The organism is Methanosarcina baltica, from assembly GCF_055394095.1.
The window spans coordinates 3,609,415-3,625,366 of the sequence record NZ_AP042463.1 but is presented as its reverse complement, the minus strand read 5'-3'; the positions used below and the strand labels follow the sequence as shown (position 1 = coordinate 3,625,366).

General features: G+C 39.1%; 13 protein-coding genes. 6 read left to right on the top strand and 7 right to left on the bottom strand.

Annotated elements, in window-relative coordinates; translation table 11 throughout:
• The first annotated feature begins 22 nt into the window (after positions 1-22).
• The 6 genes from ACZ5QV_RS15740 (at position 23) to ACZ5QV_RS15715 (ending at position 10,018) form a co-directional block, all read left to right on the top strand.
• Positions 23-664: a hypothetical protein gene (locus ACZ5QV_RS15740; RefSeq protein WP_464600684.1), complete on the top strand. Its 642-nt coding sequence runs from the start codon at positions 23-25 to the stop codon at positions 662-664.
• Between the two features lie 931 nt (positions 665-1,595).
• Positions 1,596-1,772 carry a hypothetical protein gene (locus ACZ5QV_RS15735; protein WP_464600683.1) on the top strand — a complete coding sequence of 59 codons (177 nt, stop codon included), beginning with the start codon at positions 1,596-1,598 and terminating at the stop codon, positions 1,770-1,772.
• The gene (locus tag ACZ5QV_RS15730; RefSeq protein ID WP_464600682.1) at positions 1,756-4,137 is read left to right on the top strand and encodes an ATP-binding protein; all 2,382 of its coding nucleotides are present in this window, start codon (positions 1,756-1,758) and stop codon (positions 4,135-4,137) included. The genes ACZ5QV_RS15735 and ACZ5QV_RS15730 overlap by 17 nt, the downstream gene beginning before the upstream one ends.
• A gap of 2,722 nt (positions 4,138-6,859) precedes the next feature.
• Positions 6,860-8,053, top strand: coding sequence for an AAA family ATPase (locus tag ACZ5QV_RS15725; RefSeq protein WP_464600681.1), 1,194 nt, complete (start codon positions 6,860-6,862; stop codon positions 8,051-8,053).
• Positions 8,050-8,613 (top strand): DUF4276 family protein, encoded by a 564-nt coding sequence (locus ACZ5QV_RS15720; protein ID WP_464600680.1) that lies wholly within the window; start codon positions 8,050-8,052, stop codon positions 8,611-8,613. Before ACZ5QV_RS15725 ends, ACZ5QV_RS15720 begins: the two co-directional genes overlap by 4 nt.
• Before the next feature lie 1,078 nt (positions 8,614-9,691).
• Positions 9,692-10,018 (top strand): hypothetical protein, encoded by a 327-nt coding sequence (locus ACZ5QV_RS15715; protein WP_464600679.1) that lies wholly within the window; start codon positions 9,692-9,694, stop codon positions 10,016-10,018.
• Between the two features lie 653 nt (positions 10,019-10,671).
• Here ACZ5QV_RS15715 and ACZ5QV_RS15710 read toward each other — a convergent pair.
• The 7 genes from ACZ5QV_RS15710 to ACZ5QV_RS15680 all read right to left on the bottom strand — a co-directional run bounded on the left by ACZ5QV_RS15710 (position 10,672) and on the right by ACZ5QV_RS15680 (position 15,952).
• Positions 10,672-10,860, bottom strand: coding sequence for a CxxC-x17-CxxC domain-containing protein (locus ACZ5QV_RS15710; RefSeq protein WP_464600668.1), 189 nt, complete (start codon positions 10,858-10,860; stop codon positions 10,672-10,674).
• Positions 10,861-11,411: 551 nt separating this feature from the next.
• Positions 11,412-11,600, bottom strand: coding sequence for a CxxC-x17-CxxC domain-containing protein (locus tag ACZ5QV_RS15705; protein WP_464600668.1), 189 nt, complete (start codon positions 11,598-11,600; stop codon positions 11,412-11,414).
• A gap of 489 nt (positions 11,601-12,089) precedes the next feature.
• Positions 12,090-12,314, bottom strand: a complete 225-nt coding sequence (locus ACZ5QV_RS15700; RefSeq protein WP_464600678.1) for a type II toxin-antitoxin system HicA family toxin — start codon at positions 12,312-12,314, stop codon at positions 12,090-12,092.
• Positions 12,315-12,533, bottom strand: a complete 219-nt coding sequence (locus ACZ5QV_RS15695; RefSeq protein WP_464600677.1) for a type II toxin-antitoxin system HicB family antitoxin — start codon at positions 12,531-12,533, stop codon at positions 12,315-12,317. It lies immediately after the preceding gene.
• 457 nt (positions 12,534-12,990) lie between these two features.
• Positions 12,991-13,716: a flavodoxin family protein gene (locus ACZ5QV_RS15690; protein WP_464600676.1), complete on the bottom strand. Its 726-nt coding sequence runs from the start codon at positions 13,714-13,716 to the stop codon at positions 12,991-12,993.
• Positions 13,717-14,724: 1,008 nt separating this feature from the next.
• Positions 14,725-14,913, bottom strand: coding sequence for a CxxC-x17-CxxC domain-containing protein (locus tag ACZ5QV_RS15685; protein ID WP_464600675.1), 189 nt, complete (start codon positions 14,911-14,913; stop codon positions 14,725-14,727).
• A gap of 820 nt (positions 14,914-15,733) precedes the next feature.
• Positions 15,734-15,952, bottom strand: coding sequence for a type II toxin-antitoxin system HicA family toxin (locus ACZ5QV_RS15680; RefSeq protein WP_464602125.1), 219 nt, complete (start codon positions 15,950-15,952; stop codon positions 15,734-15,736).

The window sequence follows — 15,952 nt, the reverse complement described above, 5'->3', positions numbered from 1 at the left end:
AATCGATCTGAGGGATAAGCGATTGAATCAAGAGATAATACTTCAAAATCTTGAAAGACACATACCAAACTACGAAAAGTTTGAGGAAGTTGTCCTCAAGAATATCTCCGAGAGCTATTTTCCATTAGTATATCAATCCCTTTACAGTCAGCTTGGGTATGAAAAATTTTTGGGTGGGAAATTTACCACAGACCAATTTAAAAAACTACTGGTTGATAACAATTTTTTAGAATTGGTTAACGACATTTATAGAACCCGATTATCCGAGAAAGGGTTAAAAGAGATTTCAAATCGGCTACACGAAGTTGACAATTTTGACGACTATGAGTATGTATTGCAAAAGTTTGCATATTGTAATCCAACAACATACAAAGGTAATGAAGTTAAAAAAAGCGCATTTAGTTTTGGTACAAAGTTGATGCATTTTTATAACCCGGAAGAAAACCCAATTATGGATACATTAGTAAGAACTAATCAGAATTTGGGAGAAATGAATTTAGAATTATGTTTTGAATTCAAAAAAGCAACTAATTTTTTTGTGAAGAAGCACCGTGATTATTTTGATAGGTTTAATTCTTCACAACGTGTTTTACAAGAATTAGAAAAAATGCATATGACAAATCGATTCCCAAAAATGCAAATAATTGATATGGCTCTGTACTAAATGGATATTGAGTAAACGGGATCTGGATAGAATGAAGCCGTTTGCCTACTAGATAATGTATCTTTCAATTGCTTTTGTCCTGCTCTTTTTACCCAGTTCTCCGCTGGGGGAGCCAAACCTGTAAAATAAAGTTAAACTGGTTGAGGTTGTTTTGGCCACCTGATAAAAAAACATATCGATGCAGCCAAAAAACAGTCCCGTAGGGAATCGATCGAGGAAACGCGAAACTGATCGAACCTTTAACCTGCTAATTCTCGATGTTTAAAACTTTTCAGGTTAAACTTACAAAGGCAGCCTCATCATCCGGCCCGCAGTTATAAAATCATTCTCAAATAGAATGAACTGTTTTTTTTGAAAATCGAAAACTAAAAGGATGCCGAAGGGTTTGTGAAATATCACGGATTCTAGGTCCGGATGTTTAAGAAGTTCGTTGATAAAGAGTAAGTTTGTTTTTTTGTCTGCTTCCTGAAGAAGGGTGGCAGAATTTTCTTTTTTTAGACTGTTTTCGGATTTCTGATTGTTTTTGTTTTCAGAGAGCGGAGCAGTTGATTTTTTAGATCTTTTCTGAGTTGCCGAATAGCTGGGTGGTCCATTTGTATTCGGTTGGTGTTATTTTATGTAATAGGAATAGAGCCTTTAGCTCCTGTTTTCCATTTTTTGCTTCGACCGGAATCAACCTGCACCCGTAGTCCTAAAACACAGGCAAAAGACAAATTGGATATTTCACCATGAAAACATCAACCATTCAGCACTGGATGACCGACTTATGCATTTGAACAAAAAACAATATTTGAGGAAGGATTCAATTCCTTAACCGATGATCAATAGATATCTATTTATATTGCACTACAATAATCATACACTTACTAAGAAAATACCCTAACTTGTAAAAGCGATTTTTCAAAATTGTCGATGAACGAAGTGATTGAAAATGGGAATTAAAGAAAATATATTTAATGAGTTTTTTGAAAAATTAAGCGATGAAGAATCTTTTCCAAAAATCACAATTGAAGAACTCAAAAAACTTTATGCAAACAATTCTCTGAATTCGAATGATAATATTTTTACTGCTATTGAGAAAGGGGCTAAAGATGGCAACAAAAATTAAGAAAATCAATATTAATGCTTTTAGAGGTATTCCTGAGCTAGAAATTGGTCTCGATGGGAAAAGTTTGTTATTATTAGGTGAAAATGGGATGGGAAAAAGTTCAATAGTTGATGCGATTGAGTTTTTCTTTACTGGCGAAATCACTTCTTTAGAGGGAGTTCAAGGATTATCTTTACAAAAACATGGACCACATGTAAATTTTAATATAAATGATGTCAATATTAGAATGGTCTTCAATCCAAGCAATATATTATTGAGTAGAACGTTTTCAGCAGCCCCAAATCCTCCAGAAATTTTGACAGAATATTTTGAAATTGCACAAAAAGGAATTATTATTCTTCGTAGACCCCAACTTCTAGAATTTATTATTAGTAAACCTGCAGAGCGTTTTAGGTCAATAGCCGGTATAATAGGCCTTCAACCTTTGGATGATATAGAACTTTCAATGCTGCATGTCCGAGACGATTTAAAGGGAAAAAGAAATTCAAAACAAGAGAATTGTAAATTATTACTTGATCAAATATCCACACTTATAGGGGTAAATATCAATAATGTAGAAGATATACATTTAACTTTGAATAAAAAACTTGTTGAAGAAGGACAAGTTCCTATAGTTTCTTTTAATGAAATTACCCAGCATTCAGAAAATATGCTGGCAAATGTGAAAAGCAAGGACATCGATAAAATTCACCTTTATAATGAAATAATGGAAGAAACAAAAACACCTCTTACACATGATTCTTTTATACAGGATATAATTCAATTTAATGAAAAAATAGTAGTTCTTTTAGATGAACAAATTAAGGAAAAATTATCCACACTTTCTCTTCTTGAAATCGGGAAAAAAACAATATATAATGGACAATTGGATATTTGTCCATTGTGTGAACAAACAATTGATAGGGATTTGTTATTGTATGATATAGAAAAACGGTTGGAGACAATTCAAAATCTTTCTGCGACTGCATCTGAAATCAGAACGCAATCTTCTAAAATAATTGGTGAAATTGAAAGAGTTTCAAATCGATTTAACATGGTTTTACAAAAAGTAAACTTACTTCCAGAAATAAGCAATTACTGTAGTGATATATCTCAATGCATTAATTATATTGATTTAAAAAATAATATTCAGTTAGCAGCCGAATTTAAGAATGAAATCCAAATCCAACAAATCAAAAGACAAATTACCATAACTGAGAAATTATGGCATTCAATCTTTGAATACAGCCGTAAAATAGCTAATTCAATTGGATTAAACGATGAAGAAAAAAAGACGTTGAGCTCAATAACATTAATTGGGCAAGTAAAACTCAAGCATGATGATTTGTTGAAAGAAAAAGATCAGTTAACCCACTATAATGATCGATATATTATTGCAGAAAAATTATATTCAACATTTTCAGAAACAAAAAAAGCTAAAGTTCAAGAAATTTATTGTTCAATTCAATCCGAAATCAATCAATTCTATTCTATATTGCACCCCAATGATATTCATACTGACATAACGCTTAAAGTTGTAAAGAGAGCTAGCACCAGCTTAAAAATGAAGCTTTTTGATCGAGATGAAGATGATCCTCGAGCCCTAATCAGTGAGGGACATTTGGATTCATTGGGATTATGTATATTTCTGGCTTTTGTAAAAAAATTCAACCAAAATTGTTCTTTGTTGATTTTAGATGATGTTGTAACTACCATAGATTCTCAACATCGGAGAAATATATGTGAACTATTGTATAATCAATTCAATGATTGTCAGTTAATCATCACAACACATGACAAAATATGGAATGATCAACTCCGAGCATCACAACGTGCATACGGGTCTGAAGGATTATTTAAAAATTTAACATTATATAGTTGGAATTTGGAAAACGGCCCAATAATTAGTCAGTATAAACCCAAATGGGAAAAAATACAAGAAAAGATTGACAATAATGACAAAGAAGGAGCAGGAAGCGCGAGTAGATATTACTTAGAATGGATACTAAAAGAAGTAGCTCAAAATATAGGAGCTTCTGTTAAATTTAAACACTCTGGGTTATATACAATAGCGGAACTTTTCACTCCAGTTAATAACCGTCTGAATAAATTATTACGTGATGGAGATTTTAAAAACAAATATAAAATAGTGATCTCAAAACTTGATAGTACAGTTTTTATGGCAAATTTGTTATCACATGATAATCCTCATGCAGGGAATTTTTCCCTAGATGAAGTCAAAGATTTTGGGGAATGTGTGCACAATTTCCATGAAGTATTTGAATGCTCTAAGTGCAGAACTTTCATTAAATATTATTCGGATCTTAAAATATTAAGGTGTCCAAATCCTAGATGTGAAAAACCTTTTGAGGAAAAAACTAGATGATTGTAATCTAAATTATTCCTTATTCCATGATTAATATATGTAATCAGTGAAATATATGTATCCGCTTCAAAATCAGCGGTGAATTTTCCAGCTAGGCAAATACTTAAACTTTAAATCCATGAAGTTTATAACTTGAATGGGGCGCAAGGATGCGATTCCCCAATTCATAAAATTAATTAAATTTCACTCAAATCCGTGGAATTCGCGTTGCTACCTCTTATATACTATTGATTAGATATAAATTGACCACCTATTATTTCAAAAAAGTATTTAGTTCGCTTGAGCGGAGCAGAACTCGGAAAATGTAAAACTAATCGAGCCTGTCTTCTGCTGCTTCTCGACCTGTAAACGTTCGCCGGTTTTCGATCTCTCGAATTGAGAAAAGGATTCAAGGGGAAAGTGAAGTGGGCCGACGACTGAAAACATATATTTCACCAGCTTTGAACCTGTTCTGGACTTTCTTCTGTTGCTTCTCAACTTTACACGCCGGCCTTTTTAATTACAGAATTCCGACAAAAGGTTTCGGGGGAGAGTGAAGTGATCCGGCCACCGGAAAAATATATTTAGGCAGCCATCGGCCAGAGCTTTTCTCTGGGTGAAGGTTCACGAGAATAAATAGAGGAAACTCGAACCTGCTCTGTCCTTTCTTCTGCTGCTTCTCAACTTTACACGCCGGCTTTTTTACTTATAGAATTCCGACAAAAGGATTCGGGGGGAGTGAAGCGAGCCGACGACTGAAAAAATATATTTTGGGAGCATTGGGCCGGATTAAATCTCTGGCTTTTCTTTCGCCGCCTTCCGGCCTCTTTTTCTGGCATTTCACTTATCCCATCTCTGCTTTTTTCAGTTCTCCATCGAAGGAGACAGGCCTGCGAAATAAAGTTGAATTGACCGAGCTTGCTTTGGCCGGGTCTTTATTGAATCGATTTTTGACCCGGCCCTCTCAACGATCGATGCAGTCAAAAACCAATCCCGCAGGAAATAGATCGAGGAAACGCAAAAATGATTGGGCCTGTCAACTGCTACTTCTCAACTTTACACGCCGGCCGTTTTCGAAGTTATCAGATTCAGAATGGTTCACGGGGAAAGTTAAGCGAGCCGATGACTGAAAAAATATATTTTGGGAGCATTGGGCCGGATTAAATCTCTGGCTTTTCTTTCGCTGCCTTCCGGCCTCTTTTCCTGGCTTTTCCCTTACCCATTTTTTGTTTTTTTCAGTTTTCCATCGAAGGAACCGGGCCTGTGAAATAAAGTTAAACTGATCGAGCTTGCTTTGGCCGGGTCTTTATTGAATCGATTTTTGACCCGGCCCTCTCAACGATCGATGCAGTCAAAAACCAATCCCGCAGGAAATAGATCGAGGAAATGCAAAAATGATTGGGCCTGTCAACTGTTACTTCTCAACTTTACACGCCGGCCGTTTTTCGATTTCTCGAATCCAGGCAAAAGGTTCTGGGGGAAAGTGAAGCGAGCCGACGACGGTAAAAATATATTTTGGGAGCCTTGGGCCGGATTAAATCTCTGACTTTTCTTTCGCTGCCTCCCGGCCTCTTTTTCTGGCTTTCACTTACCCATTTTCTGTTTTTTCTAGTTCTCCATCGAAGGAGACAGGTCTGTGAAATAAAGTTGAACTGACCGAGCTTGCTTTGGCCGGGTCTTTATTGAATCTATTTTTGACCCGGCCCTCTCAACGGCCAACGCAAAAGGTCAGGCTTTCCGAAATGAAAATGAAGAGTGAACACGCTAAAAACGCTAGGGAATAAATTGAGAAAACTCAAACCTGCTCTGGCCTTTTCCCTGCTGCTTCTCAACTTTACACGCCGGCCGTTTTTCGATTTCTCAGATTTTAAAAAATTCTCAGTCCGCTTGAGCGAAGCGAAACGGACCCCGTGCTCCCGAAGCGGAACTCGGGAAGTGAAGCGAGCCGACGACTGAAAAAATATATTTTGAGAGCATTGGGCCGGATTAAATATATCGCTTTTGTTTCTCTGCCTTCCGGCCTCTTTTTCTTGCTTTTCACATCTCCCGGCTACGTTTCTTCCGTGTGTTCCGTGTGTTCCGTGGTTTCGGGATTTCTGCTCTTTTTTTCCACTTTTCTTTGGAGGAAGGCCCGCGGGGAATAAACAGAGGAAGTTCGAACTTGCTCCGGCCTTTCCGCTGCTGCTTCTCAACTTTACACGCCGGCCGTTTATCGATCTTTCGAATACAGCAAAAGGTTCTCGGGGAAAGTGAAGCGAGCCGACGACGGAATAAATATATTTTGGGGGCATTGGGCCGGATTAAATCTCTCGCTTTTCTTTCGCTGCCTTCCGGCCTCTTTTCCTGGCTTTTCTTCGAATTCAGGCCGGCGGGAAATAAACAGAAGAAACTCGAACCTGCTCTGGCTTTTTTGCTGCCGCTTCTCAACTTTACACGCCGGCCGTTTATCGATTTCTCAGATTTTAAAAAATTCTCAGTCCGCTTGAGCGAAGCGAAACGGACACCGTGCTCCCGAAGCGGAACTCGGGTAGGTGGAATTCGGGAAGTTAAACTATTTTAAATGTTATGGTTTTCCGATGTTTGCTGGAACCTGACTTTAACAGTAAAATAGATATGACTTTAAATTTTATGAGTGTTAAGTGGTTAATATTAGGAAAACAGTAACTCAACTATAAATCATAGAGGAATTGCAACATTTACATTTACATTTATCATCTATAATTTTATGAAAAGGGTGAATGTGATGAAGAAAGATATAATGAAAATAGAACAGATAAACATAAAAAATTTCAAAATTTTTAAAGATACTGAATTTAAAAACCTTGGAGAAATGTGCGTCATTGTAGGTGCCAATGGATCAGGAAAATCATCCTTTTTCGATGTTTTTGGCTTTCTTAAAGATTCCTTAACCCATAATGTAAATATCGCTTTAACGCGTAGGGGAGGATTCAAAGAAGTTGTAAGTAGAGATTCAGAAGGCCCAATCTTAATTGAAATAAAATTCCGCGAACCTTCAGGGAAATTAGCAACATATAGTGTATCAATTTCTCAAGAAAATAATCACCCTATTGTAGAGCGTGAAATATTAAAGTTCAGAAGGGGAAGTAGCGGACAGCCATGGCATTTCCTTGATTTTAAAAAGGGAGAAGGTTTTGCTATCATAGATGAAGAAGATTACGAAGGCAAAAGCTTTAAGGAAATGAATAGAGATTTTCAAAAATTGGATTCTCCTGATATTCTTGCAATTAAAGGACTTGGACAATTCCAAAGATTTAAAGCAGTAAATGCATTTAGGAAAATGATAGAAGATTGGCATGTTTCTGATTTTCATATAAATGCAGCAAGACAGATACTGGATGACGGCTATGCAGAACATCTTTCTGTACAAGGAGAAAATCTCCCAATTGTAACCAAATATATCTACGAAAATCACAGGGATATTTTCGATGAAATCCGGGAAAAGATGTCTTCCCGTGTACCAGGAATTGAAAAAGTGGATGCAATAGTAACAGAAGATGGAAGAGTAATATTAAGATTTCAAGACGGATCATTCAAAGATCCTTTTATTGCACGTTATGTTTCGGACGGAACAATTAAAATGTTTGCTTATCTGGTTTTACTCTATGACCCAAAACCCCATAAACTATTATGTGTAGAAGAACCTGAAAATCAGCTTTATCCTGAATTAATGTTAGAACTCGCAGAAGAGTTTAGAAGTTATGGAGAAAGAGGGGGCCAGATATTTGTCACAACTCACTCTCCAGACTTCCTTAATGGAGTGAATATTGACGAGGTATATTGGCTGGAGAAAAATAATGGATTTTCAGTGGTTCATCGAGGAAGCGATTACCCTGAACTTGTAAGCTTGATCAATGAAGGCGACAAACCAGGCTATTTGTGGAAACAAAAACTATTCAAGGGGGTAAATTTGAAGTGAAACATCTCGTTTTTATGACTGAGGAGGCATCAATGGAAGTATGTCTAAGCCACATCCTTCCAAAATTTCTCCCTGATGATGTGACATTTCAGATAATCCCCCATGAAGGGAAACAAGATCTTGAAAAATCGATCCCAAAGAAACTCAGAGCCTGGAATAATTGCGAAGGTATAGAGTATAAATTTATTGTTCTTCGTGATAAAGATGGAGGAGATTGCATCAGTTTTAAAAAGAATTTAGTACGACTATGCTCTGATGCAGGCCGATCCGATTCTTTAGTACGCATAGTATGCAACGAACTTGAATCATGGTTTTTAGGGGATTTGAATGCCGTTGAATTGGGAATGGGTATTAGAAACATTGCCAGAATGCAGAATAAAAAAAAATTCAGAAATCCGGATGATCTTACCAATGCTTGCGATGAATTGAAAAAACTTTGTGGTACTTATCAAAAAATCGGCGGTGCAAAAAAAATATCACCTCATCTAGATTTAGAAAATAACACCTCGAATAGTTTCAAAATATTCATTTCAGGTGTGGAAAAAATTATAGAATCATGAAATGTACTCCTTCTCAACTATACACGCCACTCAGTTTTCGATCTCTCTTTTTTTACAAAAGGATTCGGGGGAAAGTGAAGCGGGCCGACGACTGAAAAAATATATTTAAGGAGCATTGGGCCGGATTAAATATCTCACTTTTCTTTGGCTGTCTTCCGGCCTCTTTTTTGGCTTTTCCTTGGATTCAGGCCGGCGGGGAATAAACAGAAGAAACTCGAACCTGCTCTGGCCTTTCTGCTGCTGCTTCCCAACTTTACACGCCGGCCGTTTATCGATTTTTCAGATTTTAAAAAAGGTTCACGGGGGAAGGGGAAGCGGCCCAGCCACCGGTAAAATATATTTTTTAAGCTATCGGCCTGAGCTTTTCTCTGGCTTTCTTCAGGCCTCTGTCCTTGGCTTTTCACTTCTGCCGTCTACGTTTTTTCCGTGTGTTCCGTGTGTTCCGTGGTTTCTTGATTTCTGCTCTTTTTTTTCACTTCTCTGCTGAGGTTCCCGCGGCCTTTTTTCTGCCGCTTTTCAGCTTTTCCCGCTGGCCTTTTTACTTTTAGAATTCAAACAAAAGGTTTCGGGGGAAGGGAGAAGTGGCCCGGCAACTGAATAAATATATTTTATCAGCCATCGGCCTGAGCTTTTTTCTGGCTTTTTCGTGGGGAATGCCGGCGGGAAATAAACAGAGGAAGCAAGAACCTGCTTTGGTCTTTTTGGTGCTGCTTTTCAGCTTTTCCCGCCGGCCTTTTTAAAATAGACTTCAGGCAAAAGGTTCACGGGGAGAGGGAAGTGGTCCGGCCACCTAAATAATATATTTTGTCAGCTATCGGCCGGAGCTTTTTTTTGTATTCTTTCAGCCTGTTTTCTTTTGCTTTTCACTTCTCCCGTCTACGTTTCTTCCGTGTGTTCCGTGTGTTCCGTGGTTTCTTGATTTCTGCTCTTTTCTCTCGCTTCTCTGCTGAGGTTCCCGCGGCCTTTTTTCTGCCGCTTTTCAGCTTTTCCCGCCGGCCTTTTTCTGTTGTCTCCAAAAGGTCCAAATTCATGATACTATATAGCGATATTTCTTATACAAAAACGGAATATCAAAAGTATGGACTTCACAGGAACATGGCATATTTATCAAATGGAACAATGGGATGAAGAATTTTTCAATACGGAAGTTCAGGCTTATATTGAGATAAAGCCAGACAACTTGGGGCGTTTTCAATTTTGTTTGGTTTATGGGGAGATAGACGGCAGGATTGTTGATTATGTTGAAGGCAAAAAGTTTGAATTTACCTGGGAAGGAATGGAAGAGGGCACTCCTGAATCGGGTGGTGGTTGGGTCAGGATAAAGGAAAAAGATGTGCTGGAAGGCGAATTTAGAATTCATCTCGGAGAAAGTTCTACTTTTTTAGCAAGGAAAGCGAAATTATAAACTCGAGTAACTGAATAAAGTCTTGCATTTGGGATTTCTGCTTTTTTCATTTCTCTACCGAAAGGTTGCCAGGCCTGAGCTTTTCTCTGTCTTTTCTTTTGGTGAATGCCGGCGGGAAATAAACAGAGGAAGCAAGAACTTGCTTTGGCCTTTTTTCTGCTGCTTTTCAGCTTTTCCCGCCGGCCTTTTTAAATATAGAATCCCGACAAATGGTTCACGGGGAAGAGGGAAGCGGCCCGGCCACCGGAGAAATATATTTTATCAGCTATCAGCCGGGGCATTTCTCTGGTTTTTTCGTGATGAATGCCGGCGGGAAATAAACAGAGGAAGCAAGAACTTGCTTTGGCCTTTTTTCTGCTGCTTTTCAGCTTTTCCCGCCGGCCTTTTTTCGATTTTTCGAACACAGAAAAAATTCTCAGTCCGCTTGAGCGAAGTGAAACGGACCCCGTGCTCCCGAAGCGGAACTCGGGAAGTGCAACTCGGAAAGTGGAACTCGGGAAGTGCAACTCGGAAAGTGCAACTCGGGAAGTGGAACTCGGGTTCTCAAGCTGAAAAAGATCACGGGTTAAGAAAAAAGGTATATTCCAGTTTTATAGTGTATTTAAAAAAAGTGGAAAAAAAGTGTTGTGTAAACTCAATTACACAAATAACACTTAGTATCTGCTGTTATCTCTGGGTGTCCTGTGGTTAGGAAGACACTCTCTACAGTAAACTGGTCTTTCGGGATCAGGTTTGAAAGGCACTTCGGTTTCAACACCGCAGTCTGAACAGGTTGCCTTGTGCATTTCTTTGGGAGCACCGAAATTGTTACCACTGAAGTTATTTCTGTCATTAAAAGCCATTTTTGTTTCACCTTAGTTTTAGTTGTTAGTTAATTGTTTAGAATAAGATTGTATAGAATTCTTTGTAAAAACAAAAATTGGTTTTTAACAACAGATTATACGTCTCTTTATTTTCAACACACATACATTGCACCTAAAATATATAAATGTATCTATAATTACGGTGATACACTCTCTCAAATAGAGAACTCTTTCTAGACATAGCTTTCATATCGATGCAGTCAAAAACCAATCCCGCAGGAAATAGATCGAGGAAACGCAAAAATGATTGGGCCTGTCAACTGCTACCTCTCAACTTTACACGCCGGCCGTTTATCGATTTCTCGGATTTTAAAAAATACTCAGTCCGCTTGAGCGAAGCGAAACGGACCTCGTGCTCCCGAAGCGGAACTCGGGAAGTGCAACTCGGGAAGTGCAACTCGGGAAGTGCAACTCAGGTTCTCAAGCTGAAAAAGATCACGGATTAAAAAAAAGGTATATTCCAGTTTTATAGTGTATTTAAAAAAAGTAGAAAAAAAAGTGTTGTGTAAACTCAATTACACAAATGATATTTAGTATCTGCTGTTATCTCTGGGTGTCCTGTGGTTAGGAAGACACTCTCTACAGTAAACTGGTCTTTCGGGGTCAGGTTTGAAAGGCACTTCGGTTTCAACACCGCAATCAGAGCAGGTTGCTTTGTGCATTTCTTTGGGAGCGCCGAAATTGTTACCACTGAAGTTATTTCTGTCATTAAAAGCCATTTTTGTTTCACCTTAGTTTTAGTTGTTAGTTAATTGTTAGAAATAAGATTGTATAGAATTCTTTGTAAAAACAAAAATTGGTTTTTAACAACAGATTATACGTCTCTTTATTTTCAACACACATACATTGCACTTAAAATATATAAATGTATCTATAATTATGGTAGTACACTCTCTCAAATCAGATAACTCTTTCTAGACATAACTTTCATATCGATGCAGTCAAAAACCAATCCCGCAGGAAATAGATCGAGGAAACGCAAAATGATCGGGCCTGTCAACTGCTACCTCTCAACTTTACACGCCGGCCGTTTATCGATATCTCATATTTTAAAAAAGGATTTTGGGGTAAAGTGAAGCGGGCCGCTTACTGGGATAATATATTCCAATTGATCTGATAATCAGGAACATATTTAAAAAGAGCTAAAAGATGTGCATTCCTTCGGGAATGAGGTTTCATCCGGGAGAGTGGCCAGGTCCACAAAAACCTTACTTCAAAAGGGCTTCGAATTCTTCTATCGTAAGTCCTGAAGCTTTTATCAAATTTCTCAAAAGGCCCGGTTTCAGTTCCTTATGCTTCGGGACAGTCAACGTAACTTTCGAGCCTTCTTTTCTCAGGACCACATGGCTGTCCACCTGCCGGTGAGGGATCCAGCCTGCTTTAGAAAAGGCTTTAATCGCCTTCATCCCGGAGATTACAGGAAGCCCGGACATTTAAGCAACAACATCAACCACTCTGCAGGAGGATTTCCCCAAGCATTCATGAAGTTCATCTTTTGCGAGGGATTCCAGACAGGCCTGAATTGCTTCTTTAATATTTTCAACAGCTTCTTCTACCGTATCCCCCTGCGAAAAACAACCAGATAAGCCGGGGCAGCTGGCAATAAACCCCCCTACTTCTTCATCCTCTTCAAGGATTATTTTGAACCTCATAGTACCGGTTATAAGGCTTTTTGCTTAAATTCCTATGGGTGAGAATGTTTCAAATTCGCTTGCCAGCCTCTTTTCTTGACTTTCACTTTTCCCATACTGCTTTTTTCATTCACTTTTTTGTGGAGGAATGCCGGCGGGAAATAAACAGAGAAATCCCAAACCTGCTCTGTCCTTTCTTCTGCCGCTTCTCAACTTTACACGCCGGCCGTTTATCGATTTCTCATATTTTAAAAAATTCTCAGTCCGCTTGAGCGAAGCGAAACGGACCCCGTGCTCCCGAAGCGGAACTCAGGTAGCGGAACTCGGGAAGTGGAACTCAGGTAGCGGAACTCGGGAAGCTGAACTCGGCAATTGAAAAAACAGTAAGATCAGAGATACGATCAGGTGAGCATCCATTTTAGTATATCCAGCCCTCAGTAAGCAAAAATGATAAAATAAAGAATGATCTGAGCTACATTTATTGTTTCACCGGTGTTCTCAGACACTGCTGAAAGTACTGGTTTACAATCTGCACGTACATTTCCCTTGGCATAAGTTCACGACTGACTATGTCAAGGGTTTCCTGAGACATCTTCTGTCCCTTTGCGAGCTGATGACCTGCCTCTTTTGCTGCCTCGAAAATATCGCCTATCGGCTTCCCCATCTCCAGCATTGTAGGCATAGCTTCACCGTGAGGGCGCAGAAGGGCTCCTGCAAATTCGGCGGATGCATTCTTGCAAAAGGCTTTCATATATACAAGCATGGGATCAAAATTATCCATTTCCCAAAAACCGCAGTTAGAAACCAGCACAAATTTTAGTGCCTTTGGTCCCCCGCACACGGGATGGCGGCAGTGGTCGTCGCGCATCTCAAAAAAGGGTTCTAATCTGGGAAGCATCCTGTCAATCAGGTTTTTCATAGGACCTGTGACCCCATCCACATAAACCGGCGTGGCAAAGACAATAACATCAGCCTCATCGATTTTGGGATACAGGATGTTCATATCATCATTCTGGTAACATTTACCTGGGGTCTTCAGCCAGCAGTTAAACTCCCCTGTGCAGGGATTGATATTAAGTTTCCTTGTATAGAAGAGTTCTACCTCTGCCCCGGCCTCTTCCATCCCTTCAAGAAAGGGGTTCAATATCAGAGCCGTGTTGCTTTTATCCATTTTGGGACTGGAGTTTATTGCCAGAACTTTCATGTGTGATTTCCTCCAATATTCCTAATCCACTCTTAAGTAAGAGAACAAATAAGGGAACAAGCTGATGTTTTATTGCATCAAACCATAATCATTCCAGGCTTCCCACATTATGGGTCTATCTTGTGGGTCCAATTGAAATGAAAAACGCCCCCTTTTAATGTATTGATTTGAAATATAAATATATATTTTATATAAAACGATCAAAAGTCTGATCATATTGAATCGAGGGGAATAACTTTCATTTCACATGCAGTGGAACGACGACAAAAAAAAAATATATTTAGGCAGCCTTGGGCCGGATTAAATATCTGGCTTTTCTTCTGCTGAAGGTCCGCGGGGAATAAATAGAGGAAGCTCAAAACTGCTCTAGCTTTTCTCCTGCTGCTTCTCAACTTTACACGCCGGCCGTTTATCGATTTCTCAGATTTTACAAAAGGCTTTGGGGGAAAGTGAAGTGAGCCGACGACGGAATAAATATATTTTGGGAGCCTTGGGCCGGATTAATTCTCGGACTTTTCTTTCGCTGCCTTCCGGCCTCTTTCGCTGGCTTTTCACATCTCCCGGCTACGTTTCTTCCGTGTGTTCCGTGTGTTCCGTGGTTTCGGGATTTTGTTCTTTCCAGTTCTTTTTCGAGAAGGTTCCAGGCCTGCCTTTTTCTTTCGCTTTTCTTTCGCTGAAGGTCTGCGGAGAATAAATAGAGGAATCTCGAACTTGCTCTGGCCTTTCTTCTTCTGCTTCTCAACTTTACACGCCGGCCTTTTTTCGATTTCTCATATTTTAAAAAATTCTCAGTCCGCTTGAGCGCAGCGAAACGGACACCGTGCTCCCGAAGCGGAACTCGGGAAGTGCAACTCGGGAAGTGCAACTCGGGAAGTGAAACTCGGGAAGTGAAACTTGGGTTCTCAAGCTGAAAAAGATCACGGATTAAAAAAAAGGTATGTTCCAGTTTTATAGTATTTAAAAAAAGTGAAAAAAAGTGTTGTGTAAACTCAATTACACAAATAACACTTAGTATCTGCTGTTATCTCTGGGTGTCCTGTGGTTAGGAAGACACTCTCTACAGTAAACAGGTCTTTCGGGGTCAGGTTTGAAAGGCACTTCGGTTTCAACACCGCAATCAGAGCAGGTTGCTTTGTGCATTTCTTTGGGAGCGCCGAAATTGTTACCACTGGAGTTATTTCTGTCATTAAAAGCCATTTTTGTTTCACCTTGGTTTTAGTTGTTAGTTAATTGTTTGGAAATAAGATTGTATAGAACTCTTTGGTAAAAACAAAAATTAGTTTTTAACAACAGATTATACGTCTCTGTATTTTTCAACACCCCTACATTGCAGTTAAAATATATAAATATATCTATTGTTATGGTGGTACACTCTCTCAAATAAGAGAACTCTTTCTAGACATAACTTTCATATCGATGCAATCAAAAACCAATTCATCGGGAAATCGATCGAGGAAACTCGAACCTGCTCTGGCCTTTCTTCTACTGCTTCTCAACTTTACACGCCGGCCGTTTTTCAATTTTTCGAATACAGAAAAAAGGTTCATGGGGAGAGTGAAGCGGGCCGACGACAGAAAAAATATATTTGGGGAGCATTGGGCCGGATTAAATATCTCGTTTTTGTTTCGCCGCCTTCCGGCCTCTTTTTCTGGCTTTTCACTCACCCATTTTCTGTTTTTTTCCAGTTATCCACCGAAGGAACAGAGCCTGTCAAATGCTGCTTTTCAATGTGTAAAGGTTCACGGGGAAAGTGAAGTAAGCCAACGACGGACAAAATATATTTAGGCATTATTGGCCGGATTGATTATTTCGCTTTTCATTGGATTCAGGCCGGCGGAGAATAAATAGAGGGAACTCGAACATGCTCTGGCCTTTTTCCTACTGCTTCTCAACTTTACACGCCGGCCGTTTTTCGATTTCTCAGATTTTACAAAAGGTTTCGGGGGAAAAGTGAAGTGATCCGGCGACTGAAATAATATATTTATCTTGAAATTTGGGGTTTATAAAAGAGAATTTTTCAGGAATTTTGTTCACCAAGCCATTCTTCCCTTGAAATTCTGGCCTGTTTAAGAATCCTTTTCAGTAGATCGACCCCGATTATTTCCTTATGTGGATTGGGAATTGTAAGAACCAGATCTCCTTTTATCATAAATGGGTGCTTCCCACCTGAATGCGGCCCTTCAAACCCCAGATCCCGCAACCTTTTTACGAGGGTCCGCCAATCGACGGGTACCAA